26 protein-coding genes are annotated in these 21,678 nt (G+C 31.4%); 21 read left to right on the top strand and 5 right to left on the bottom strand.

Going from position 1 to position 21,678, the window contains the following annotated elements; genetic code table 11:
- The first annotated feature begins 78 nt into the window (after positions 1 to 78).
- The 8 genes from V9L05_RS01335 to V9L05_RS01300 all read left to right on the top strand — a co-directional run bounded on the left by V9L05_RS01335 (position 79) and on the right by V9L05_RS01300 (position 5,195).
- The gene (locus tag V9L05_RS01335; protein ID WP_338814067.1) at positions 79 to 411 is read left to right on the top strand and encodes a DUF6876 family protein; all 333 of its coding nucleotides are present in this window, start codon (positions 79 to 81) and stop codon (positions 409 to 411) included.
- A gap of 78 nt (positions 412 to 489) precedes the next feature.
- On the top strand, positions 490 to 924 hold the full coding sequence (locus tag V9L05_RS01330) for a hypothetical protein (protein WP_338814066.1): 435 nt from the start codon (positions 490 to 492) through the stop codon (positions 922 to 924).
- 79 nt (positions 925 to 1,003) lie between these two features.
- Entirely contained in the window at positions 1,004 to 1,564 is a 561-nt protein-coding gene (locus V9L05_RS01325) for an ArdC-like ssDNA-binding domain-containing protein (protein WP_338814065.1), read from the top strand.
- A gap of 362 nt (positions 1,565 to 1,926) precedes the next feature.
- Positions 1,927 to 2,268: a hypothetical protein gene (locus V9L05_RS01320; RefSeq protein ID WP_338814064.1), complete on the top strand. Its 342-nt coding sequence runs from the start codon at positions 1,927 to 1,929 to the stop codon at positions 2,266 to 2,268.
- Positions 2,265 to 2,609: a hypothetical protein gene (locus V9L05_RS01315; protein WP_338814063.1), complete on the top strand. Its 345-nt coding sequence runs from the start codon at positions 2,265 to 2,267 to the stop codon at positions 2,607 to 2,609. Before V9L05_RS01320 ends, V9L05_RS01315 begins: the two co-directional genes overlap by 4 nt.
- Positions 2,603 to 3,973, top strand: a complete 1,371-nt coding sequence (locus V9L05_RS01310; RefSeq protein ID WP_338814062.1) for a hypothetical protein — start codon at positions 2,603 to 2,605, stop codon at positions 3,971 to 3,973. Before V9L05_RS01315 ends, V9L05_RS01310 begins: the two co-directional genes overlap by 7 nt.
- An 8-nt stretch (positions 3,974 to 3,981) precedes the next feature.
- Positions 3,982 to 4,968, top strand: a complete 987-nt coding sequence (locus V9L05_RS01305) for a DUF6712 family protein (RefSeq protein WP_338814061.1) — start codon at positions 3,982 to 3,984, stop codon at positions 4,966 to 4,968.
- A gap of 11 nt (positions 4,969 to 4,979) precedes the next feature.
- The gene (locus tag V9L05_RS01300) at positions 4,980 to 5,195 is read left to right on the top strand and encodes a hypothetical protein (RefSeq protein ID WP_338814060.1); all 216 of its coding nucleotides are present in this window, start codon (positions 4,980 to 4,982) and stop codon (positions 5,193 to 5,195) included.
- Positions 5,196 to 5,267: 72 nt separating this feature from the next.
- Here the strand turns inward: V9L05_RS01300 and V9L05_RS01295 are convergent, their stop codons facing one another.
- The 4 genes from V9L05_RS01295 to V9L05_RS01280 all read right to left on the bottom strand — a co-directional run bounded on the left by V9L05_RS01295 (position 5,268) and on the right by V9L05_RS01280 (position 6,824).
- Entirely contained in the window at positions 5,268 to 5,681 is a 414-nt protein-coding gene (locus V9L05_RS01295) for a hypothetical protein (protein WP_338814059.1), read from the bottom strand.
- Positions 5,682 to 5,753: 72 nt separating this feature from the next.
- Entirely contained in the window at positions 5,754 to 5,951 is a 198-nt protein-coding gene (locus V9L05_RS01290) for a hypothetical protein (protein WP_338814058.1), read from the bottom strand.
- Between the two features lie 149 nt (positions 5,952 to 6,100).
- Positions 6,101 to 6,535, bottom strand: a complete 435-nt coding sequence (locus tag V9L05_RS01285; RefSeq protein ID WP_338814057.1) for a hypothetical protein — start codon at positions 6,533 to 6,535, stop codon at positions 6,101 to 6,103.
- Between the two features lie 100 nt (positions 6,536 to 6,635).
- Positions 6,636 to 6,824 carry a hypothetical protein gene (locus V9L05_RS01280; RefSeq protein WP_338814056.1) on the bottom strand — a complete coding sequence of 63 codons (189 nt, stop codon included), beginning with the start codon at positions 6,822 to 6,824 and terminating at the stop codon, positions 6,636 to 6,638.
- A 150-nt stretch (positions 6,825 to 6,974) separates the two neighbouring features.
- On the opposite strand from V9L05_RS01280, the gene V9L05_RS01275 reads away from it, so the two are divergent.
- The 13 genes from V9L05_RS01275 (at position 6,975) to V9L05_RS01215 (ending at position 20,029) form a co-directional block, all read left to right on the top strand.
- Positions 6,975 to 7,193: a hypothetical protein gene (locus tag V9L05_RS01275; protein ID WP_338814055.1), complete on the top strand. Its 219-nt coding sequence runs from the start codon at positions 6,975 to 6,977 to the stop codon at positions 7,191 to 7,193.
- 106 nt (positions 7,194 to 7,299) lie between these two features.
- Positions 7,300 to 7,722 (top strand): hypothetical protein, encoded by a 423-nt coding sequence (locus V9L05_RS01270; protein ID WP_338814054.1) that lies wholly within the window; start codon positions 7,300 to 7,302, stop codon positions 7,720 to 7,722.
- 23 nt (positions 7,723 to 7,745) lie between these two features.
- Entirely contained in the window at positions 7,746 to 8,309 is a 564-nt protein-coding gene (locus V9L05_RS01265; RefSeq protein WP_338815405.1) for an N-acetylmuramoyl-L-alanine amidase, read from the top strand.
- Positions 8,310 to 8,391: 82 nt separating this feature from the next.
- Positions 8,392 to 9,027, top strand: a complete 636-nt coding sequence (locus tag V9L05_RS01260; protein WP_338814053.1) for a hypothetical protein — start codon at positions 8,392 to 8,394, stop codon at positions 9,025 to 9,027.
- Positions 9,024 to 9,416: a hypothetical protein gene (locus tag V9L05_RS01255; protein ID WP_338814052.1), complete on the top strand. Its 393-nt coding sequence runs from the start codon at positions 9,024 to 9,026 to the stop codon at positions 9,414 to 9,416. Before V9L05_RS01260 ends, V9L05_RS01255 begins: the two co-directional genes overlap by 4 nt.
- The gene (locus V9L05_RS01250) at positions 9,416 to 9,937 is read left to right on the top strand and encodes a hypothetical protein (RefSeq protein ID WP_338814051.1); all 522 of its coding nucleotides are present in this window, start codon (positions 9,416 to 9,418) and stop codon (positions 9,935 to 9,937) included. Before V9L05_RS01255 ends, V9L05_RS01250 begins: the two co-directional genes overlap by 1 nt.
- Positions 9,934 to 10,779, top strand: a complete 846-nt coding sequence (locus V9L05_RS01245) for a hypothetical protein (RefSeq protein WP_338814050.1) — start codon at positions 9,934 to 9,936, stop codon at positions 10,777 to 10,779. The genes V9L05_RS01250 and V9L05_RS01245 overlap by 4 nt, the downstream gene beginning before the upstream one ends.
- A gap of 9 nt (positions 10,780 to 10,788) precedes the next feature.
- The gene (locus V9L05_RS01240; protein ID WP_338814049.1) at positions 10,789 to 11,190 is read left to right on the top strand and encodes a hypothetical protein; all 402 of its coding nucleotides are present in this window, start codon (positions 10,789 to 10,791) and stop codon (positions 11,188 to 11,190) included.
- Positions 11,190 to 14,978 carry a phage tail tape measure protein gene (locus V9L05_RS01235; RefSeq protein WP_338814048.1) on the top strand — a complete coding sequence of 1,263 codons (3,789 nt, stop codon included), beginning with the start codon at positions 11,190 to 11,192 and terminating at the stop codon, positions 14,976 to 14,978. Before V9L05_RS01240 ends, V9L05_RS01235 begins: the two co-directional genes overlap by 1 nt.
- Before the next feature lie 3 nt (positions 14,979 to 14,981).
- The gene (locus tag V9L05_RS01230) at positions 14,982 to 17,291 is read left to right on the top strand and encodes a hypothetical protein (protein WP_338814047.1); all 2,310 of its coding nucleotides are present in this window, start codon (positions 14,982 to 14,984) and stop codon (positions 17,289 to 17,291) included.
- On the top strand, positions 17,288 to 17,752 hold the full coding sequence (locus V9L05_RS01225; RefSeq protein WP_338814046.1) for a hypothetical protein: 465 nt from the start codon (positions 17,288 to 17,290) through the stop codon (positions 17,750 to 17,752). Before V9L05_RS01230 ends, V9L05_RS01225 begins: the two co-directional genes overlap by 4 nt.
- Positions 17,753 to 17,762: 10 nt before the next feature.
- A complete protein-coding gene (locus tag V9L05_RS01220) occupies positions 17,763 to 19,601 on the top strand; it encodes a hypothetical protein (protein ID WP_338814045.1) in 1,839 nt (612 codons plus the stop codon).
- Positions 19,602 to 19,603: 2 nt separating this feature from the next.
- Positions 19,604 to 20,029, top strand: coding sequence for a hypothetical protein (locus V9L05_RS01215; protein ID WP_338814044.1), 426 nt, complete (start codon positions 19,604 to 19,606; stop codon positions 20,027 to 20,029).
- Positions 20,030 to 20,287: 258 nt separating this feature from the next.
- On the opposite strand, the gene V9L05_RS01210 is transcribed toward V9L05_RS01215, so the two are convergent.
- On the bottom strand, positions 20,288 to 21,475 hold the full coding sequence (locus V9L05_RS01210) for a phage integrase SAM-like domain-containing protein (protein WP_338814043.1): 1,188 nt from the start codon (positions 21,473 to 21,475) through the stop codon (positions 20,288 to 20,290).
- Positions 21,476 to 21,678: the final 203 nt, after the last annotated feature.

Genomic DNA, 21,678 nt, shown 5'->3' with positions numbered 1-21,678 from the left:
GTGAAATAAAAAAATCTTATAAACGGCTATTTATAAGGCTTTTTAAAATCAATTTTCAATCTTAAATTAATTATTACAATGACTTATTATAGATATACAGGTGGTTTATTAATTACCGAAGGAATAAAACATTTTGCAGAAACAAATCAATGTTTTTGGCTACTTGATGTTATCGCATCCTATCAAAGACAATGCAACAAAGATGAAATGTTAAGAGAGTTCCAAATATGGACGGTAGAAGCAAAAGCAACACGCACTTACAAAAATCAAGTAAAAGTTATTTGCAGCCGAGATACTGACGATGACGCATTTTTTCAAAAAATACGTTTCTCTGATATTACAGATTATACAGAATTACCTATCAAAATCTATGTAATTGATAATGTTATTTTGTTGCCTTCTGAATATTAATCAATAAAAAAAAGTCTTATAAACGGCTATTTATAAGACTTTTTAAAATCAATTTTCAATCTTAAATTAATTATTACTATGTCAGTAATCGCATTCGAAAAAGAAAAATTTTGTCAAGTATTAGAACATGTTTTAGTAAATAAAAAAGTAAAATCTTTTTTGCTAAATCATATCGAAGAAATAAAAGAAGATATTTATTTCTATAAAAATGACAATGAAAATGAGGTAATTGAGTCTATAATATGTTATTGTTTTTGGTACGCTTACATAGGTAACCAAATGGCATATAACATTAATTATCAAGAAAATAATCCTATTGATTATGAAGATAAAGAGGTCGCAAAAAAAGAGTTTGAAAATGAAGTTCAAGAACTCAAATTTATTGCTTCTAAAATTAGCTCATTTAACTATAATCTTTATACAAATAATGGTAACTGTTTTTACCCCCCTAGTTATTTAAAATACTGGAATATTATATATAATTTCTTCAAACAATTTGATACAGAATTATAATTTCTAATAAAAAAAGCCTTGTCAGACGGCTATCTGCAAGGCTTTTAAATCAATTTTATTTCTAAAATTAATTATTACAATGACAAATATACAAGAAATTACGGAATTTGCAAATCTACATGCAGCCGAATACGGCACAAGCCGAAAAGAAAAATATATTTTTCTCTCAAATCTTAGCAGAAATCTAAACAAAGCAATCGAAGACGATGCACTAACAGCCGAATTTTTTGAAGATTGCGAAAATACAAATGCAATTCTTAGAAAACACTATCAAAACCAGTATAGAGTCGAAAGATTCAACACTTTTCTAGGTTGGAAAGAAGAAGGCTTTAAGGTAAAAAAAGGCTCTAAAGCTTTTCTATTTTGGAGTAAGCCAAAAGTACCAAAAGCGAATGAAGAAGGGAAAAAGATTGTAGAAGATTTTAATATAGATGAAGATGCTGACGAACACAAAAAATATTTTATTTCTCACCTTTTTTCAAATTTGCAAGTTGAAGAAATCCAAAAAAGTAAAGAAGCTAAAAAAGTTCTTGAATTGATGGATAAAGATGTCGACTATCAAAAAGCAGTAAAAATAGTTTTAGTAAATAGTAAAGTTTCAAAAAAGAAACTAGAAAAAGAGTTAAATAATTATATCTAAATAAAATCATTTTTTTATCAAACTTTTCTACTTCCAAAATTCATTTTTTGGAGGTAGATTTTTGTGCTTTATAGTGTACTATTTTTTTGAATTTGGGCGAAGGCATACTCATAATTCTTGATAACTCTAAAAAAAAGGAAACAAAGTAACCAGTTTTTTAGAGTTATCAAGAATTATGACGGCAAAAATTTAAAGCAAAAAGAAAAATCTAGGCTTTTTTGCTTTAAATTTTTACAGGTTATAGCAGTTTTCATGTCTCAGAACTTATAATAGACAAAAATTTATAGTTAGTTAGGGTTAAAAAAATTCGTACAACATTCTTTCATTCGTGTTTTCTTTCCTTTTTTGTATCTAAAAAAAGAATGAACCTACAAGTTATAGAAAATGCTCTCAATGCTTTATTACTGTCTTTTTCAGCCAAATATCTTGTATTTGATACATTAATGAATGTAAGTACAGCTACAGTTACAACAGTTGATTTAGTTGATTTAGCTAGTAAACTATCTGTTGTTGCTCTGCTACTAATTGGTGTATATTTTATCAATAGAGAACGAAACACTCTAACTGATAAAATGGAAAAAGCCTATAAAGAGTTAATTGCTCAAAAAAATGAAGTCATTGATTTAAAAAATAAAAGTATTGAAGAAGCTAATAGTGAAAAAGAGTATTGGAAAGATAAATATCTAGCTCTTTTAGAAAAATGATTTCAACCCAAACAATATTTTTACGAGATGCTCTAAAGCAAATGAATGCTAGAGACGAGGATAATAATTTGATTCCTTTTTCTCTAAGATTGTACACAGCAGATCGAAAAAATAGGACTGGAGGACAATTACTCTATTTTGAAAATTGTGTCATTTCAAAACTGGCAAGACTAACAGAACTTCAAAAAAAATATAGAAGACTTGCTTTAAAGGACAAGACAATAAAAGCAAATCATTGGGAAAACTCTACTAGAAATATTCTTTTACTAAACTCTGGAGAAATCAGAACAGTACATATTCGCCTAATCACTCATTTCAATTCTCAAAAAATAATATGGTAGACAATGTCATTCACGCAGGAAGTACACCGAATGGAGAAGCATTTGTTTTTCCACAATTAGGGCTGCTCACTCATGTATCAACTTCAACATACACAAATGCAAAAAAGCCTTTACCTGCAAATCCAAAAGATTTAGACGCAGAAAGTCAAAGTTCAGAGGTGTTTTATTGGGGAGATGATAATAATTTTCCTGCTCAGTTAATTAAAAGAATTAGAAAAAGCACAGTAATTCCTTCTACTTTAAACTGGAAAGTAAAAGCTTTATATGCTTTAGGTTTAGAATATGGATATTATGAAACACAAGGAAAAGAAAAAATATTTATTCCTTTAGATGATGATGAAATTGAAAATTGGATAGAAGATTCTAAAGTAGTACAGTATTTAGCAAAAGCATTAAAAGACTTTTATACATTTTCTAATGTATTTCCTGAGCTTGTTTTGTCAGTAAATAGAGAAAAAATAAATCTTTTAGTTGCTCAAGAAGCTAGTTTTTGTCGTTGGTCTAAACAAGAAGCTGATGGACGATTCAAATACTGTTATATAAAATCAAATTGGGATTCTGATGAAGTTGAAAAAAAGGCAATAAAACGCCCAGTTTTAGATGCTTATTTTGATAATGTAGAAACTTTAAAAGCTAGAAAAGAATATAATTTTATTTATCCTTTGTCTTATCCGTCCACAGCTTCTATAGGTTATCAAGAACCTGAATGGCAATCTATTGTACGTTCAGGATGGCTAGATTTAGCTGAAGCTATTCCTTTATTCAAAAAGGCGTTACTCAAAAATCAAATTACTGTAAAATATGTAGTAAAAATTCCTAGTTATTTCTGGTTAATGAAATACCCTGACTGGAATAAATATACGCACGAAGAAAAAATAGAAAAACAGAAATTAGTCTTTGATGAGTTTCAAACATTTATGTCTGGAGAAGAAAATGCAGGAAAAGTGTTTTTCTCACATTATGCTTTTGAAGCAAAAGGAGGAGGAATAAAATATCCAGGTTGGGAATTTGAGCCTTTAGATGATAAAATAAAAGATGGCATTTACTTAGAGGATAGCCAAGAAGCAAATAGTAATATGTTATTTGCTTTAGAAGTACCTACTGCTTTAAGAGGAAACTCTCCAAATAATTCTGGACATGGAGCAGGAAGTGGCTCAGATGTTCGTGAACACATGAACTTGTATTGGCTTCTTACAACTCTAGATGAAGATATACTTTTGCAACCTTTTTCATTTATCTCAAAATACAACGGTTGGAATAAAAGGTTAGGAAAGCGCATCAAATGGCGTTTCAAAAAAACAACCATGCAAACCCTCAATCAAGTTTCGCCAAAAGATAGAGAAACAAACCCACAACCTAACTAAAAGCAAAGATGAAATTACTTATAAAAGATACTTTAGAAGTGAAACAATACACAGAAAATGTAGCACTTACAAAAAGTATTAAAAATATTCGTCATTCTCTGAAAACAGCAACGACAAAATTTTTATTTAGATATATTCCTAGAGATTTTTATTCAGATTTCTCTAAAAAGTATGATGAAGGAGAACTGAATGAATTTGAAGAAGAACTATTACCTTATCTGCAAGAAACTATAGTATTATACGCTTTTGCTATTTCAACAGCAAAAAGGCAAGTTATAGAAACAGATTCTGGAATTCATATTGTCAGCACACCAACTCAAAAAACAGCTTTCGAACATCAAATAAAAGCATTAAAAGATTCTTATTTAGAAGACGCAAACTATGCACTAGAAGAACTTTTAGAATTTCTTACAGAGAATGCTGAAAAAAAAGAGCTTTTGAAATGGCGAAAATCTGAATTTTTTACAGATTCTACAGAGTGTTTTGTAAAAAACTCTAAAGAGTGTAACAAAATCGCATCATCTTTAAACATTGAAGCAAGACATTTTATAGAAATGAAGTCTGATTTGAAGAATGTTCAAGAAAAGCAAATCAAAGCTACTTTGACTCCTTCTTTATATGAGCAGCTACTCACACAATACAAAGAAAACAAAGTAAGTGAGTTAAATAAAAAACTCTTACAACCAATCAAAGAGGCTATTTTGTATCTAGGTTATGTAAAATACACCGACTTACAGCAGCTAAAAAATACTACAGATGGAACTACTATTCCAGAAAAATCAAATAATTCTTTGTTTTCAAGAAAACAAGCAACTGGAAAAGTTCTAAACGCTTTTTCTTTCAGATTATACGAAGAAGGAAACGCAGCTCTAGGAGAACTCAAAACTCTCTTAGATGAAAACTACAAAGATTATCCCCTGTACGAAAACTCTAAAAACTTTGGACAACCTAAAGTTATCCAAAATGACAAAAACAATTCTTATTATGTACCTTAAATTTTAAAACAATGGCAACCGTATCAGAAGCAGTTATTACCATAAAAGTAAATCAAGATGAAATTTTTACAGAAGCTAAACTCAACAAAGGCAACGAAACAATTACCATAAAAGATGCCGATGGTTTAGACTTTAGAATAGAAAATTATCCAAAAAACAAGTTAGATGATTTGATTGCTGTTCTTACTGCAATCTCAACATCAGCAACAACAGAATTTGCTGCATAACGGAAATAAATCCACTTACTTACAAACAAAAAAGCCTTTCAAATTAGTTTTTGAAAGGCTTTTTTTTGTGATTTATTTTCCTTCTATCATATCAATACGTCTCTTCATTCGTAAATCTAAGTCGTAAAGTTGTGATAAAAAAGTAGTTATACGAGTAAAATCAATGGTTTTGTGAGCAATATCACTTTGTTCAAATTCATTTTCAGGTAGATAAGAAATCCAATCTGAAAAAACGATATTTAGTGATTTGAGTGGAACAGCTAAACCATCTTGACCAAAATAATCACTGATAGTTTCTAGTAGTTTGTTTTTGTCTTCAATAAGCATTTCTCTTTGCTTACGAATGTGGAGAGGTTCTTCTTTTTCTGCTATCTGAATAGATAGAGATTCTTTCATTTCTGAATTGATAGCCTCATTCGCTTTTGCGTGTACGCTTCCAGTCTGCGTTTGGTTCGCAGTTTCTTTTTCTTTAAATTTGTCTTGCATTTTGTCTTGCAGATTAAAGTGTAATGCCCATTGGTAAAACTTCTCACGGTCGCCAATGGGTTTTTTAATTGATTAAATTTTTAAGTTTTCAATATCCTTTTTCATTTCTTCTTTTAGAAGTTTTAATAAGGTTATTTTTTGATTGTCTGTAAGTTTATCTGCATTATCTTTAGATAACTTATTGTACAATCCCCCAGAGCTTAGTCCAAGTTTTAGAGATAAATTAGTTTTTTTTATTCCCCATTTTTCTAAAAATTCTTCAAGCTCCATATAGTTATTAGTTGTGATTGATATTTCAAATATAGTAAATATATCTTTTAAACAAGAAGTCTTTTATAAATAAAAATTATTTTAAAAAAAATAGCCCTTCAAAAACGAGTTTGAAAGGCTATTTGATAAATTAATTTAACAAAGGTTAACTATTCATAAACTTCAACGGTATTTCCATCTAAATCTATTTTAGCCTTTTTATATTCTACAACCATTCCTCCAAAACTATTTCTAGCCTTGTATTTTGTAATTATGGTCATAAACTGCATATCCTCGCTAAATTCTACTATTTTGGTTTCTATGTGTTCATAACTATCAGAATCTTTCAATAAACCTTTTAAATCATATTCAAAATTGATGTGTGAGCCATCATAAGGACTAAATTGGTCTTTGAAGATTTCTTTGTTTGCTGCTTTTGTAATGTCTTCTTGAGTTGTCATATCTACTTCCCCAGATATATCTACGACTTCTTCAGTCGTTTTATTCTCAGTAGATTGTGTATTTGTACCACAAGAAGATAAAAAACCAAATAATAAAGCAACTATCAAAGATTTATAGCTAAAAAACTTTTTTTTACTGTACATTCTATGATTTGTTAAGTTGTTGATAATGTAGAAATGTTCTACAAAAACAAATTAACAAAAAAGACTTTCAAAACTAAAAGAAATGAAAGCCTTTTTGATTTTATTCAGAAGCTAACTGAATCATTTTTTTTGTGTGATTATCAAAAGCTGAAATGTAATCTTCTTTAGTATTGCATTTATCACTTTTTATATAATCCATCGTGTTTTTTGACACTTCCTTAATTTGTTGAGAATTGTCGTTGAAAGATATTTCTTTCTCATTGCCTTTTTCTTTACTTTTGCTTTGCATAAATTTAGTTTTTGTAAGCACAACATTTATTCTACCCTTCGAAAAGTTGATAAATTGTTGTGCTTTTGTTTATAAAATAATTGAAATCAAAACTACAAATTTTTATTGATTTAGCCTAATATATTAGACAATTGTTTGTATATTTGTTTTATGAATAAACAACCCGAACAACCCGAAAAGCCAAAGATTTTAAAGTTTATAGAAGAGCGTCGACCTTTTTTGAGCATACAAGGCGTTGAAGAAGGCGCACAACTTCCTGATAAGACCTTGCAAAAATATTTGTACGGTATTCGTGCATTCCCAAAAAAGCACATTCCTAAATTAGAAGCTTTTTGTGAAGAATATTTTGGTTATGTAAAAGAGGAATAAATAGGGTAAAAAAGGCTCGTACAACATTCTTTAAGTTCCTCTTTTCAAATAAATTTGAGTCTGTTAATTATTCCAATTACTTACTTTTTACTCAAATTTATTTATTATGTCATTCCTCGTACAAATCGCAGCGAGCCATTTATCGAAGGTTATCTTTCGCAAAGTTCCTGCAAAATTCAAAAAATTTCTTACTTTTCTTGTAGCTATTGTGATTAATTCTGTGTCCATTTTCACAGACAGCAACCCAAATGATGAGGAGCAAATGGAACAAATGCTTGAAGCAAAATCTTCTGAACTTTCTGTTTTCGCAGTCGATGAGCAAGCCCACATTTTGCGTAAACGTGTACAGCGTGGTGAAATCTCCCAAGATGATGCAGATGATACTATTGCAACAGGACAAGCCTACAAACTTATGCTTCTAAATCTGAATACAAAAGGCAATTTAGATATTGTCTTGACAGAAGGGGATGAAAAAAAAAGCCCCGAGTTAGTGAAAACGATAACCTCCCAAGTCCTGACACAAGCCTAGAAAACACACCAGTTCTAAACGAAATAAGTGAGGAAGATTTATTTCTACATTTACATAAACCTGCAAAGCGTATCAAATTTGGCGTTCTGCACACAGGAGCAGGAAACCCAAAAGCAACTGCTCGGTGGGTTTATGAATATCTAAGAAAGCCATTAGCCCAAGGAGGGCGTTGGGAAGATGGTTCTCCAAATGGAGGTTATCATGTTTTTGTTGAACTTGATGGTACAGCAGTTTTCTTAGTAGAGGATGAATTGGTTACTTATGGTGTTGGAACGACTCCTTTTGATGGTATCAAAAATGGCAATACACTACATATTTCGTATGCAGGAGGATTAAACGCAGGTATAATTTCAAGAGCGCAAGTCGAAAGAACAGAAAAACTAGTCAAGCAATACACAGCATTATATCCTGAAATTGAGTGGCTTGGACATAATCAAGTATCAAGAAAACTTTGTCCTTCGTATTCTGCTCCTAAATTCTTGCGTGAAATTGGAATCCAAGAGAAAAATATTTACGATAAAGACCATTACGGCATAGCAGCAACTTTGAAATCGCCTTATGAATACCTTCGAATTAAGGGAGAATAACAAATTACTAAAAACTAAGCTACTCCCATCAACATGGGATGAGCTTAGTTTTTTTCAATTAAAAAAAATTCTTTCTAAGAAAATGAGCAAATGGCAAATTTTCTTTCTCTTTATAAATCTGAAATGGTATCAATTCAGATTACTCTATTTACTACGACAAATAAGAAAAACGGATTTATGGAAAATAGAACATTTTGCAGACTGGGTAGAAGAATCTGAACGTCATATTACAAAACAATTTATTCCTTCTTTCAAAATTCGTTTTACGAAATTCAAAGGAAAAGAGAATTTTGGTAGTCTTAATTTTTGGCAATTTGTACAAGCTGATACATTCTCACAAAAGTACATTCAGACAAAAGACAAAGCTCATTTGATTTCTTTTTTGAATGTTCTTTATACATCAAAATCAAAGAACTCAAAAAAGTTATTAGCCAACTTAAACCCTTTGTATGCCAATATTATACTTCTATGGTTTCAAGGAAACAAAATTGAACTTGTAAAACGATACAAACAAGTTTTTCCTCAAGACACAGAACCGAACGAATATAATTATACAAATTTTGGTTGGGTAGGAATCATAAAAAGCCTTTCTGTTGGTCTTACAGATATGAAAAAAGTAGGAGAAGAACCAGTTCATACAGCTCTAAATTATCTAAATATGGAAATCACACATAGCAAAGAGCGAGAAGCTGAAGCTAAAAGACAAGCAAAAAAATGAAACCAAAAAAACTGATAAGAGAGAAAATCAAAGAGAAATTGAAAGAAGGTAAGTTTGAAAATATTACGGATAAAACCGAATTAAATAAGCTCTATGCCTTAAAAATCAGAGAAGAACTAGCCGAAATTCAAAATTCAGAACATAAAGATATTGATGAATTTGCTGATTTATGTGCTGTTGTTCTAGCATTTGCCTTTCAAAATGGATATTCAGTTCATAAAGTCTTTGCTGCAATGAGTTTAAAATCTTCTCAAAAAGGAATGTATAGCGATTTAGCTCTAACAAACCTAAATCCTAATAATCCAAGTAATAGAATCTATTTTGAACAATCTGAAGTAGAGATTACACCACTTAATCTAAAATTACTTACTGGAATAAGAGCAGAATAATGACAATAGGCGATTACATAACATATTTTGAAGCTATTGCTAAATCTTTAGTTGATATTCTGCACACAGAAGAATCAAAGCGTTTTACTACGCTTGATATTCATGAAGCCTTAAACGGAATGATTTCCGATATGGATTTCAATGAGTTTTGTATGCTCCTTACAACCTACGAAGGACAATTACAGCAGTATGATTATGAAAGTCCTATTTATCATCAATCTGAAGGAGGTTTTATGATAATAAAACATGTTGAACAAAATGATTTTCGCAACCAAGATCAGACTTATAGAGAAGCGGAAATAATAGGCTATAAAATTATAGCTAAGATTTTGGAAGACAAAAAACAGTCTTCTCGTTCGCATAATTGCCCAAAAATGATTACGGATTTTGATGCTAATTCTGTCGAAACGCTTAAAGTAGGTCCTAAATTCGATAATTGTTTTGGTATGCTCTTTACATTTTCAATTACTTCAAATGTATCTGATTATGTCAAATACAGAAAGGAGGATTGGCAAGAATGATAACACGTTACCCAGAAAATGAATGGAATTTTGGAGGTATTTGCGAAATACGAATCTTGAAAAGATGCGATTTTCAAAATAACCAAGTCATAATCGAAAGATATAGAGGTACAGGAACAATCAAAATATCTGCAAATGATGAACTATTAAACGTTTTTGAATTTGCTTATCATACTTATTTATCTGCTCTACACGACCAAAAAGGAAACACATCACAGCATGGTTATTTTGCAGAACAAGGATTTTCTTTTGCAGTTGCTAAAAATCGTCATGAATTGCTCAATTATTTTACACAGTTACAAGATGAACCTCTTACCGTTTTGGTCAAAAGTCAAAATGATACTTGGCGAGTAATTGGAACAGAAGAGGATTGGGCTTTAATTTCGGCTTCAACAAAATCAGGGCAATTAGTAGAAAATGCTAATGAAATGATTTTTGAGGTGCGTTGTGCTTCTCGTTATTTAGCTCCTTTTCTTGAATTTGAAAAAAGAGAAGAAGTAATTGTAGAACCTACTGGTTGTTTTGAAAGTGGAGAAGGATTTTCTCATAACAGAACATACCCGATTGAAAGGCGAATGTTATATAATTATGGTCGCTTTGACCGAGTTGGTACTTATAAGCTATCTTATTCTTTAGACTTAGGAACTAGAATAATTATAAGATATAACTCGGATTCTAGTATAATAGATGATAGAACTGTACAGCCTTCAAATGATGGTTTCTACACATTTACAACAAATGGACAACCATTTCTAGTAATAGTAGAAAAAATGAATGGTCGTAGAGATACTCAACCTTACAATTCAGTTGGCGTAGCTCCTCCTTGTCTTCCTTCTCCTTAGTCTCAAATTATGGGAATTATAATAGAAACTTTCAAATTTGCTCAACAATATTCAGCAAAAACAAATCAATTTTTACGTCAAGAAATGCAAAGACTTGATGTAAAAGATTCAGGGGATTTGGAAAAAACTCTTTCTGAATCTGTAAGACGAAAAGGCGATGAAATAATTATCGATACGATTTTCAAAACTTATGGAAGATATGTCGATATGGGCGTAGGTTTTAAATCTAAAAAACAGCAACGGCAACAAATGGAGGAAGCATTAGGAATAAAAAGAAGAAAGAAAAAAGGCAGAAAAGGCAAAGTTTGGTGGTCAAGTGTATGGTATTCAAGACTCAACTCACTTGCATCAGGAATAAGTTATAAACTAATAGAATCTACAGTAAAAACAGTCAAGAATTTAGAGAAATAATGGCACAAGAAAAAGTACAGGTAACAGCAATAATTGACGGTAAACAAGCTATAAATGAGCTTGGTAAGTTGGAAATTGCACAATCAGAACTAAAGAATGAAATAAAATCTTTAGGAGGTCCTGTACGTCAATATGAAAACGCACTCAAAAAGTTAGAGAAATACAAAGTCGGAAAAGAAAAGTTTGAGTCTGCACAAAAAGAAGTGCAAAGGCTTAACTCTTTTATTTCTAGATATGATAACTTGCTACAATCTGCAAATAATACACTTGCAAAAACAAGTGAAGGGACAGCAGAATATGGAAAAGCAAAAACAAAAGTTGATGCACTTACAAATTCTATTTCTAACTATAAAGCACAGCTACAAGCTGCAAATAAAGAAGTAAAGAAAAATGAAAATGCTGCAAAACAGTTTGATAAGCAAGATAAAGAAGTAAAAAAACTAGAATCTAGTGTAAAAAATTATGATGATGCACTAAAACGTGCAAGTGATAATCAGAAAAAAATAGAAGAAACTACAGCTTCTTTACGAGCGCAAGACATGACAATGCGACAATTACAAAAAGAAGCTAAAAAATTAAAAGTACAGCTAGATAATACAGTGTCTTCAAGCCCAAAATGGGCAGAAATGAAAAAGCGTTTTAATGAGTTGAATACTCAAATTCGTAGTCAAAATGATGAGCTAAACTCTACACAAACAGGTTGGAAAAAATTCACTTCTTCCTTCAAAGGCTTTGGCGTAATGGCTGCTGGAGTAATTGGAGGCGAAATTGTTATGCAGGCATTCCAATGGATTACTTCTTTTGTCATTGGGATTGCCACAGGAGCAGCCAAAATAAGTGATGAGCTTTCTGATATTCAGAAAAGTACAGGAATGACAGCCAAGGAAGTAAAAAGTCTAAACTCTGAATTAGGAAAGATTGATACCAGGTCCTCAAATGCAAGTTTGAGGGAAATTGCAAAAGTTGCAGGGCAGCTTGGAATCAAAAAGGAAGAAATAAAAGGATTTACCGAGCAAGTGGACAAAATGAATGTTGCCCTTGGCGATGAATTTAGTGGAGGAGCTGAAGAAATTACTCGTAAAGTTGGTACACTTCAAACACTTTTCAAAGAAACTAAAAATTTGAAAGCTGATGAAGCGATGAATAGAATAGGTTCATCACTCAATGCACTTGGCGCAGCAGGTAAAGCTCGTGCGCCCGAAGTGTCTGATTTTGCTAATCGATTGGGAGTATTAGGAAAGTTAGCTCCTTCCATTCAAGAAACTTTAGGATTAGGAGCTGCACTAACTGGGGAGTTTGGATTAACAGCAGAACAAGCTGCTGGAGGTGTTAGAGGTATTATTTTAGAAGCAGGTAAAAATATAGGAGCTTTTGCTACACAAATTGGCATTACTCAAGAAGAATTTAAAAACCTCTTGAATAATGATCCAAATGAAATGTTTTTACGTTTAGGGCAAAGTATGCAAGGTTTGAATAATGACCAAATCATCACGGCTCTAACTAATATGAAAGTCGGAACAGATGATGCTATTGCAGTAATGCAGCAGCTCGCAGAAAACACAGATTTAGTTGTAGAAAAACAAGCTCTTGCAGCAAAAGAGTTTGATTTAGCTACTTCTTTACAAGCAGAATTCAACCTAAAAAATGAAAACTTTGCAGCTACTTTAGAAAAAGCAGGCAAAGCGTGGAATTCATTCGTTGCAGGAATTGGCTCAACTTTTCAGCCTATTATGCAGGTTGCTTTACAGTTATTCACAAAACTATTTTCAAAAACGGAGAAAGCACCCGAATCTTTGCAGCCATTAATAAAAGTTTTCTCAAAACTTTGGGATAGCTTAAAAACTATTTTTGGTGCAGTTTGGGACGTAATAAATGCATTTGGGATATTTGATGGCGAGTCTGATTTATGGAGGTCTTCTATCAAAATTTTGGCAGCAGTTGTCGAAGTTTTAGCTTTTCAGTTTAATTATGTTGCAAAAAAAATTAAAGAAGCAAAGAAAGATTTTATAGAGTTTTATAACGAATCTGAAACATTTCGCAGAATTGTAACAGGTTCAGTTGCAGCAGTAAAGCAAGTGTTTCAAAATTTCTTCAAAACAGTTGGAGATGGATTTGAAGCTATTAAAGATTTGCTAGTTGCGATTGCAACAGGCGATTTGAAATTATTTGAATCAGCCCTCTCTAAAACTTGGGAGGTTTTGAAAGATTTAGCGTATGGTAATGCCGTAAAAGTAGGCGAAAAGTTCGCAGAAGGCTACATCAAAGGAGCAGATAAAATAGAAATAAAACCAAAAGTTGATACAGTAGAAGCCGAAAAAAAACTAGAAGATTTCACAAAAAAACAAGAATCCTTAATTGCTAAAGTACAAGGACTTAAAAAACTGTCCAGTTCCGATAAAAATCCAGTTATCCAAGAGTTAGAATTTTATTCGCAATCTACTGAAGAACAGCGTAAAGCAATAGAAGAAAAAGTAAATCAACTTATTGCTACTAATAATCAAAGGCTTTTTGCTTCGAATAATAAAGCGGCAGGCAAAAAAGCTAATAAGGAAACTGATGATTTAATAAAACAATGGCAAGAATTTAACAATAAAATTCAGCAGTATAAAAAAGAAAATTTTGAGAGTACGCTTTCTGAACAGGAAAAAGAAATTTCAGCCGTTGCTGACAAGTATAATGCTATGCTTGCCGAATTGGAAAAATTCCAAAAAGCAAAAGAAATTTCAGAAGCCGAAAAACAGGCTAGAGAAAATGAGCTTACTGAACTCTTCAAGCAAGAAAGACTTGCTATCGAACAAAAATACAAAGAGCAGGAACTAGCAGCCAAAGAAGAAGCTAGAAAACAAATAGACGAATCATTATTAGACGAATTCGACTCTGAGTTGCTTGCAGTAGAAAATAAGTATAACGAGCTTATTCGCCTTGCTGAAGAACATGGTTTAGAAATTACAGCTTTAGAACAAGCTAAAGCAGATGCCATAGATGCGATTTACAACAAACAAACTGAATCACAGACGGCAAAAACAATAGAAGAAAATGAAAAACAAAGACAAGCAAATTTTGAGTTTGCAGGTTCTTTGATGGACATCTTCACAGCTACAAATAACTTGATGGGCGAACAGTCAGCAGGTTATTTAGAGTTTCAAAAAATGATAACCATTGCACAACTCGCAATAGATACAGCAAGTGCAATCTCTTCTATTACCTCCAAAAGTGCAGCTACTTCTATTACTCCAATCGACATGGCTATAAAAATAGCTAGTGGAATTGCAGTAGTAATTGGAAATATCGCAAAAGCAAAACAAGTTTTGAGTACAGCAGAGATGCCAAAAGCACCAAAATTTGATAAATATTCAAAAGGAGGAGGAATTAATATTACTGGAGATAGTCATGCAAATGGAGGAGTTAGTATGATAAATAAAGCAGGTCAGAAAGTCGGAGAAATGGAAGGAGGAGAAAGCTATTTACTTCTTTCTAAAGATACGACTAGAAACAATTCTCCTTTAATAAACGCACTTTTGCAAAGTTCACAGACAAACGGAGCAGCCGTTCAGCCAAATTTTGCAGGAATGCAACAGGCTATCCGAACAAGTAACACAACTATTAATAATACTACAAATCAAAATAGTAATTCAGATGAGCTTTTGATGCGATTGATAGCAGAAACTAGAATGAATAGAGAAGCATTTGAAAATATGAAAAGAGAATCTAAATCTTATGTTGTTTACTCTGAATTTAAAGATGTAGATGATAGAATGAATTCTATAAAAAATTACCAAGGACAATAAAATATGGCAGTAACTCTAAATAGCGCATCCTTTCTAAAACCAGATACTCTAACTCCTCGTTTGGCGTGGGCTAGAAATGTTGTCTTTATAAATCTACAAGCTGATGCAAACTGGCATCTAAATAATTCTTATTATTTAGAACTAGAGATAGGTATTTTTGACATAAATACACTTTCTTTTGCAAAATTAGGCGAATCTTTAATCGAAGAGCCAAGTTCTTCAGGAACTGTAATTTTTGAAATACAGCAAAAAATGCAGGACTACCAAGGCATTAATATTCCTGTTCCTAATTTTAACTCTACACAAATTGTACAACATACAACACCAAAATTTTACATAAAAATATTTGAAGTTGTAAATGGTACAAAAACACAAATTCCACTAGATGGGATGTCAGGTTCTATCGAAAACAGATATTATTTAGTAGAAGCAGTAGATGCAGCTTTAGACAGAGAAAATTTTTCGTATCAACAACAAGAAGATTGGTTTTTTGGAGATATTCTAAATGGGGATAGACGATTTTTAACAAGCGTAGAAGATCCAAAATCTACTACAAAATATGCAAACGAGTTTTTATACTGGTTTGCTTCTCAAGCAAATAGAGATTTGACAGTAGATTGCAAAATCTACTATGATGATGACACTGAAGAAACAGTAAGATTATTTGATTACTTGCCAGGTTATCACATTCAGTGTATTCCAACTCGTTACGATATAATTAAAGCTAAATCTACACAACCTTTTAAAAATATAATTGCGTGGAGTGTATATGCTGCATATAATTCATTCCTGGTATCTCAATACTTCAGGTATGAGATTGCAGATCAACCAAACCGGGAAGCAAAATATTTTCTTGCAAAAAACAGTTTCGGTGTATTTGACACTTTAGTTTGTCAAGGCGATTTCGAAGAGTTTTTAGAAGTAGAAAATGAAACAGCTTCTAAAAGAGATTTTGCTAACTATGCGCTCACAGATGCGCAAAAATTCATTATTTCTCAAAAGGGAACTCGTGGAGGAACAGCAAATACAGCTTTTCTAAATCGATTGCAGTCTGTTGTAAAGCAAGATTTTGTCCTTAGTAGAGAAATGCTCATACAAGCAGAAACAGGATTTATTCCAATCTTTGCAGAAAAAATAAAGCATATTTACAGTCAAAAAAATAACGGATTAATAGGACTATCTTTTGAGTATGAACACGCTCACAATGTCAAACACTATACAAATAAGATATTTAGACCAGTTCTAGGAGAAGTTCCTACACCTCCTACTTTGCCAAAATTTACAATTCGTAACACAGGTGCAGTAAATAGCTACGTAAGAGTAGAATATGATGCAATTACTATAGATGTTGCGCCAAATTCTGAAGAAAGCATAGAAATAGGCGAAAGTGTTTCTATAACAGTTACTTGGGGAATTGTAGACCTAGATTTAGGTTTCTTAGATGACTCTACAATAGACATTTCTTATCCAAATTATTCTTTTCCTAGTCGCATAATAAATGCGACTTTTGATAGTGTTGTACAAGCAGGTAATACAGTGGTATCTATTCCAGATCAGAATTCTGTCAAAAGAGCAAGAAGTTTTACTTTTTCAATGCCAAATAACGATTATTTTGCAGAGATAAAGTTTAGAGAATTAGAATTACTCTTAGACTACAATTTTGAAGATCCTTATTGTGTAGATAGTGTAAATGATGGTCAACAGGTTGTAACACTAAAAGACAGAATTAATAGAATTCCTCAAATAACACAATCTACTCCTACTTTACGAGGAACAAAACAAAACAATTATATAAATCTTTCTGCAAATCAAAAATATCAAATTACTTATCCTTCTATACCTTCTTTAGCAGGAACAAGTGTAACTACTTTAAGTCTATTTTTTGTAGGAAAAGCTACACAATTAGCTAACTCAAACATACTTGAGTTTTGGGATAATACCAGTAATTACCTCTATGGTTCTGCAAGACTTGCATATGGAAGTGGTAAGCTGTTTACTGCATATAACGCAGGAGGAGGGGGGACTTCAAATCTAATACCTAGCTTTTCAAGCTACTTGAATATGCCTTTTTTATTTAGAGATTTACAAGGTTCTGCTTATCAATTTGGCAGTATGAATGCTTTTGTGGATGGACAGTATTTTAGTCATTCTCATCATTCTCATATCAAGGATTTCTTTCCCCTTCAAGGTATTACAGTAGGAGGAGCAGGAGCAACAGATATATATAGAATACTACAAATAAAAGATAGTATTACAACAGAAGAGAGTAATATAATCACAGAAAAGCTTAAAGAAAAATATAGCGTACTATGAAACTAATTTTTAAACAAGATTCTGCTTTAGAAAAAGTACGCATATTAGATAACATGCGAGATGAAATTTCTAAAAAGATTTACCAAGGTGTAGAATTTTCAAACGAAGCTACACTTGCTTTAGCTATTTTTCCTATTTCTGAAGCAGAAACTATTTTTAGTATTGTTGATGACAAAATAGTTAAAGGAGCTTATAATTTTAAAGTAGAAAATCCTAAAAATTGGGGGTATTCTTACGCAGAATTTCACCCAAGTAGGTATTACAATTTAGAACAATACGAAGGACAAGAACTAATAGAAAAAACAGCAGAACAAGAAGAAAAAAAAGACTGGGTTTGCTATTATATTTCTCCAGTAGAATTAGAAAAAATTGGCTGGACTGATGAAAAGCAAGTTCCTTTTTTCGTAACTGAAGTGTTCGAAAAGTTAGATTGTATGCCAGATGAAATTGTAAACGATTAAATAAACCAATATGCTAGAAATAAGCACAGGAAGCGCATCTTTAGACTTACAAAACGATGCAAAAATTACGATAAAACAAAAATCTTCTCTTTTTACAATACTAGAAAAAGAGGATAAACAGTCGTATTCATATCCTTTTACACTTCCTCGTTCTCGTATAAATAACAGCGTTATTTCTAACACTTTAGAAGAACAAAAAGCAGAAACTTTACAGGCTATTCTACGTGCAAATGGTGTTCGTTTGTTTAAAGCAGATTTGATAACAAAAAGAAGTAATACAGGATATGAGGTTAATCTACAATTAAATAAAAAAGTAGATTTATTTAATCGTAAATTAAACACGCTCTTTGATGAATTAGGGACATTTTTTATTACAGAAGATAATCATTTTGTAGATTTAGAATTACGTTCTGTTATTATAAATGCTTTCACTCCTTGGAGCAACTTTACAGGCTCTATTACGGCAGTTGTAACAGGCATATCTTATACCGTAACAAGCACATGGGATAATCTTATGTCCGACTTAGCAAATGCTATTAATGCAGATACTAACAGCAATGCTATTGCTACTCCAAATGGAATAGATAGAATAAAAATAGAACGATTTGATTCAAATTTACCTTTTTACGCATATGCAGATAACACAAAAACAACAAATTCTGTAAACCCTTCTGTTTTAGCTTTTTTACCATATCTAAATGATTCTTTTTATAATAAAACTCTAGCAAAAACACACGCAAATGCAATTTATTCTTTAGTAGATTTTAGAAATTCAGAATACTGTTTTCCTTTTTTTCTTGCAGAAATAGAAACAGATAGTACAAACCCGATTGGCTTTCCTTTCATTGCTATAAATGCAGTAGACCAAAGTACAGCCGAATATGAAGCCTACAACGATGCAGTATTTTTGCCAAATTTTCGCATTACTGCATTAATAGAAAAAATATTAAGTTTGGTAGGATGGAAGTTAGAAAGCGATTTTTTGAAAGATATAGAAGTCGAAAAGTTGTTTCTAACAAATGCTTATGCAGTTGCAGAAAAAAACTCGGGTACTTGGCATATTACACAATATCTACAGTTTTTTGTAGCAGACTGCTTACCAGATATTTCTTTCGCTGAATTAATTACAGAACTTCAAAGCCTTTTTTGCATTAATGCAGATTACGATCATACTCGTAAAATTTTAAAAATAGATACTGCAAATTCTATTATTTCAAATAAACTTGCAAAAGAGTATGAGTGCACAGAGTTTTTTTCAGAGAAAGAAAAAGAAACTGCATCAGGATATATTCTAAAGTACAATTTAGAAGAAAAAATGGAAAAGATAGAAAAGCTAAATACAGGCTTTTTAACTTCAAAAATAATCGGAAATGGAAAACTGCCAATTGTAAGTAATTTTCCTTTTTTGCCACTTTATCAGGCTTTTCCAGATGTTTTTGCGTTTCCTTTTCTAGAAGGAGGTTTGAGGATGCCAAATTCTTTTGCAAAATTTGGGTACGTACAAGGCTTTAATATTTTACAAAAAGAATTTTGGCTCAAAGAAGGTGTAGTAAAATCAATTAATTTTATGTCTTATGTAGATAAGCAAGCAAAATTTCAAACTAATAATTATTCGCTGTTATGGGAGGTCCTATACAATCAATTTTGGAAAAATTATCTTGAGCTCTTAGACAAAAGCGAAGTAGAAAGAGAAATTATTTTTACTTTTTCAGAACTGCAAAGCTTAGATTTATTGAAGCGCATAAGGCTAGAGTACTCTAATTACTACATAAAAGAATTAGAATATACTTTAACTAATAACGAACAATTTCGTATATTGGCGAAAGTAAATTTAATTAAAACTATTTAGAGATGAATGCATTAGTAGAGAATCTAATCAAACAAAAACATCCTAGCGATACCAAAATCAAAATTATAACAAAAGGAAAAGAGTATAATTATGATACATTTGATTTTTCTTTTCATAAAGCAGCAAAAGCTAAAGTTTCTGATACTAGAACAGTACTTATACCAATAGAGATAGATTTTAATGAATCGTATCATTTATTTGGAATATCTTTTTGTATTACAACTGAACAGTTAAAATCACATCCTAATTTTCTTAGTGATTGTGTATTTTTAAACCAGGGTAAACAAGAACACAAAATGATACTGCAAACTAGAAACAACATACTTGAACTGTTTAATTTAAAAATAGAATCACAATATTTTTTTGATGTTACAAGGTTTGTTTTTTTGATTGACCCTAAACAACACGGAAAACTACAAGGATTATGATACCAAATAAAAAAACAAGAGCATATATTTTTATACCAATAGCTATTTTAGTTACTTGGTTGATTGAATTTAAACATTTACAAATATTTGAGCATAGCGTTTTATCTTATTTAGGACAAGGGCTGTTTGTTTGTTTATTTTTTGTATTTTTTTGGCTTGGGCTATGCCATTTTACAAACAAAATATTTTCTTATTTCGGATATGAGGAATAATAACTAAAATTCATAATAAGAGGATAAAATAAGCCCTAAGTTTGATTTAATCTACCAAATGCTTCACATCATCCAAAATCTTTTCTGGAAGAACAGCAGCATAATGTCTTAATGTCGTAACGATACTAGAATGCCCTAATAATTTTGATACAGTGTCAAAGGGAACATTGTCAAAATTCAAAAGAACAGTTGCAAAAGAACGCCTAGCCACGTGTGAAGTAAGCGCAATTCTATCTATTCTAGCTAAAGTTCCTATTTCTTTTAAATATGAATTTCGGTTTCCTAATGCTTTTATAGGAAGCTGATAATTACATTTTTCTAAAATAGTCCTAGCTTTGGTAAAAAAAGGAACTTCTACAAGATTACCGTTTTTGCGTCTTCTCGTACAAATCCACGTTTGACCATTTTTTTTTACAAAATAAGCCTTGGGATTTTTTGCAAAAATTCTCAAATCTATATCCGAAAGTCCAACAGCGCACTGGAATAGAAAAACTGTTTTTTCATCTTCAAGCCGTTGCATAGGCATTTTCTTTTTTTCTATCCTAGAAATTTCATCAGGATAAAGAAAATTTATATTTCGTTGAGGTTTTTTTGTCTTAATTCCAAGATTTTTTAATTTGTTTCTATCTAAAAATTCATCATCCAATGCATTTTCAAATGCAGTTTGAACTTTAGTTACTTTTTTTCGTGCATGAGGCTCTCCATTTCCATTTGTGCGCAAATACAAAAAAAACTTTTTGCCCAATCCTTTATCGAATTGATTTGCAGGTAAATGTTTTGAGCTTTCAAGCTCTAAAAACTTTTCTAAATCTTTGTAAATAGTTTTATAAGATTCTACTGTACGATGTTGAATATCGCCTAAATCAGCTTCAATCTGTCTTTCTTTTAAAAGATTTTCGAATACTTCTAATACAGTGATAGGAGGTTTTGAGTTTCCCTTATAAGTTGTCTTGACAAGGAGCGCAGTTGGATTTGCGCCAGTATTACACAGACGATTAAAACATTCCATCAAATCCGTTTGAATTTGTGTAAGTCTATCGTTGTACTGTTTTGCGAATTTGTGGGAACGAATAACAGGGTTAACCCATTGCTTCGCAGATTCCAAAACAATTCCAGTCGCTATATTTTCTCGTTGTCCATTTATGGAAATCCGAAAGCGAATAGATAACTTGCCGTTTTTTAATTTTTGACTAAAAAGTGAAATATACAACTGATTGAATTTTTTGTAAATCATTTTACGATTTTGAAAGATTAAACAATTATTAAATTGTCTTTCAAAATTTGAAAATGATTTTAGCCTTAAATAAGTTAGAGATACCTTGATGGTTTTAAGATACCTAGCGAGATACTAAATAAAACATATAAGGGATAGCTTTAAATAGAATGCGCTTTAATTAAGTTTTCAATGCTGCAATACATCATTTTTTCTTTTAAAAT

It is taken from the genome of Bernardetia sp. Wsw4-3y2 (assembly GCF_037126295.1).
Lineage (GTDB): Bacteria > Bacteroidota > Bacteroidia > Cytophagales > Bernardetiaceae > Bernardetia.
This window is presented reverse-complemented; position numbering and strand designations above follow the sequence as displayed.

Bases quoted from the DNA above. Each gene is read 5' to 3' on its own strand.
- V9L05_RS01270 (WP_338814054.1), top strand. From the start codon at position 7,300: ATGTCATTCCTCGTACAAATCGCAGCGAGCCATTTATCGAAGGTTATC.
- V9L05_RS01255 (WP_338814052.1), top strand. From the start codon at position 9,024: ATGAAACCAAAAAAACTGATAAGAGAGAAAATCAAAGAGAAATTGAAA.
- V9L05_RS01215 (WP_338814044.1), top strand. From the start codon at position 19,604: ATGAATGCATTAGTAGAGAATCTAATCAAACAAAAACATCCTAGCGAT.
- V9L05_RS01335 (WP_338814067.1), top strand. From the start codon at position 79: ATGACTTATTATAGATATACAGGTGGTTTATTAATTACCGAAGGAATA.
- V9L05_RS01220 (WP_338814045.1), top strand. From the start codon at position 17,763: ATGCTAGAAATAAGCACAGGAAGCGCATCTTTAGACTTACAAAACGAT.
- V9L05_RS01275 (WP_338814055.1), top strand. From the start codon at position 6,975: ATGAATAAACAACCCGAACAACCCGAAAAGCCAAAGATTTTAAAGTTT.
- V9L05_RS01250 (WP_338814051.1), top strand. From the start codon at position 9,416: ATGACAATAGGCGATTACATAACATATTTTGAAGCTATTGCTAAATCT.
- V9L05_RS01245 (WP_338814050.1), top strand. From the start codon at position 9,934: ATGATAACACGTTACCCAGAAAATGAATGGAATTTTGGAGGTATTTGC.
- V9L05_RS01315 (WP_338814063.1), top strand. From the start codon at position 2,265: ATGATTTCAACCCAAACAATATTTTTACGAGATGCTCTAAAGCAAATG.
- V9L05_RS01330 (WP_338814066.1), top strand. From the start codon at position 490: ATGTCAGTAATCGCATTCGAAAAAGAAAAATTTTGTCAAGTATTAGAA.
- V9L05_RS01240 (WP_338814049.1), top strand. From the start codon at position 10,789: ATGGGAATTATAATAGAAACTTTCAAATTTGCTCAACAATATTCAGCA.
- V9L05_RS01320 (WP_338814064.1), top strand. From the start codon at position 1,927: ATGAACCTACAAGTTATAGAAAATGCTCTCAATGCTTTATTACTGTCT.
- V9L05_RS01225 (WP_338814046.1), top strand. From the start codon at position 17,288: ATGAAACTAATTTTTAAACAAGATTCTGCTTTAGAAAAAGTACGCATA.
- V9L05_RS01230 (WP_338814047.1), top strand. From the start codon at position 14,982: ATGGCAGTAACTCTAAATAGCGCATCCTTTCTAAAACCAGATACTCTA.
- V9L05_RS01310 (WP_338814062.1), top strand. From the start codon at position 2,603: ATGGTAGACAATGTCATTCACGCAGGAAGTACACCGAATGGAGAAGCA.
- V9L05_RS01235 (WP_338814048.1), top strand. From the start codon at position 11,190: ATGGCACAAGAAAAAGTACAGGTAACAGCAATAATTGACGGTAAACAA.
- V9L05_RS01295 (WP_338814059.1), bottom strand. From the start codon at position 5,681: ATGCAAGACAAATTTAAAGAAAAAGAAACTGCGAACCAAACGCAGACT.
- V9L05_RS01260 (WP_338814053.1), top strand. From the start codon at position 8,392: ATGAGCAAATGGCAAATTTTCTTTCTCTTTATAAATCTGAAATGGTAT.
- V9L05_RS01300 (WP_338814060.1), top strand. From the start codon at position 4,980: ATGGCAACCGTATCAGAAGCAGTTATTACCATAAAAGTAAATCAAGAT.
- V9L05_RS01285 (WP_338814057.1), bottom strand. From the start codon at position 6,535: ATGTACAGTAAAAAAAAGTTTTTTAGCTATAAATCTTTGATAGTTGCT.
- V9L05_RS01210 (WP_338814043.1), bottom strand. From the start codon at position 21,475: ATGATTTACAAAAAATTCAATCAGTTGTATATTTCACTTTTTAGTCAA.
- V9L05_RS01290 (WP_338814058.1), bottom strand. From the start codon at position 5,951: ATGGAGCTTGAAGAATTTTTAGAAAAATGGGGAATAAAAAAAACTAAT.
- V9L05_RS01305 (WP_338814061.1), top strand. From the start codon at position 3,982: ATGAAATTACTTATAAAAGATACTTTAGAAGTGAAACAATACACAGAA.
- V9L05_RS01325 (WP_338814065.1), top strand. From the start codon at position 1,004: ATGACAAATATACAAGAAATTACGGAATTTGCAAATCTACATGCAGCC.
- V9L05_RS01280 (WP_338814056.1), bottom strand. From the start codon at position 6,824: ATGCAAAGCAAAAGTAAAGAAAAAGGCAATGAGAAAGAAATATCTTTC.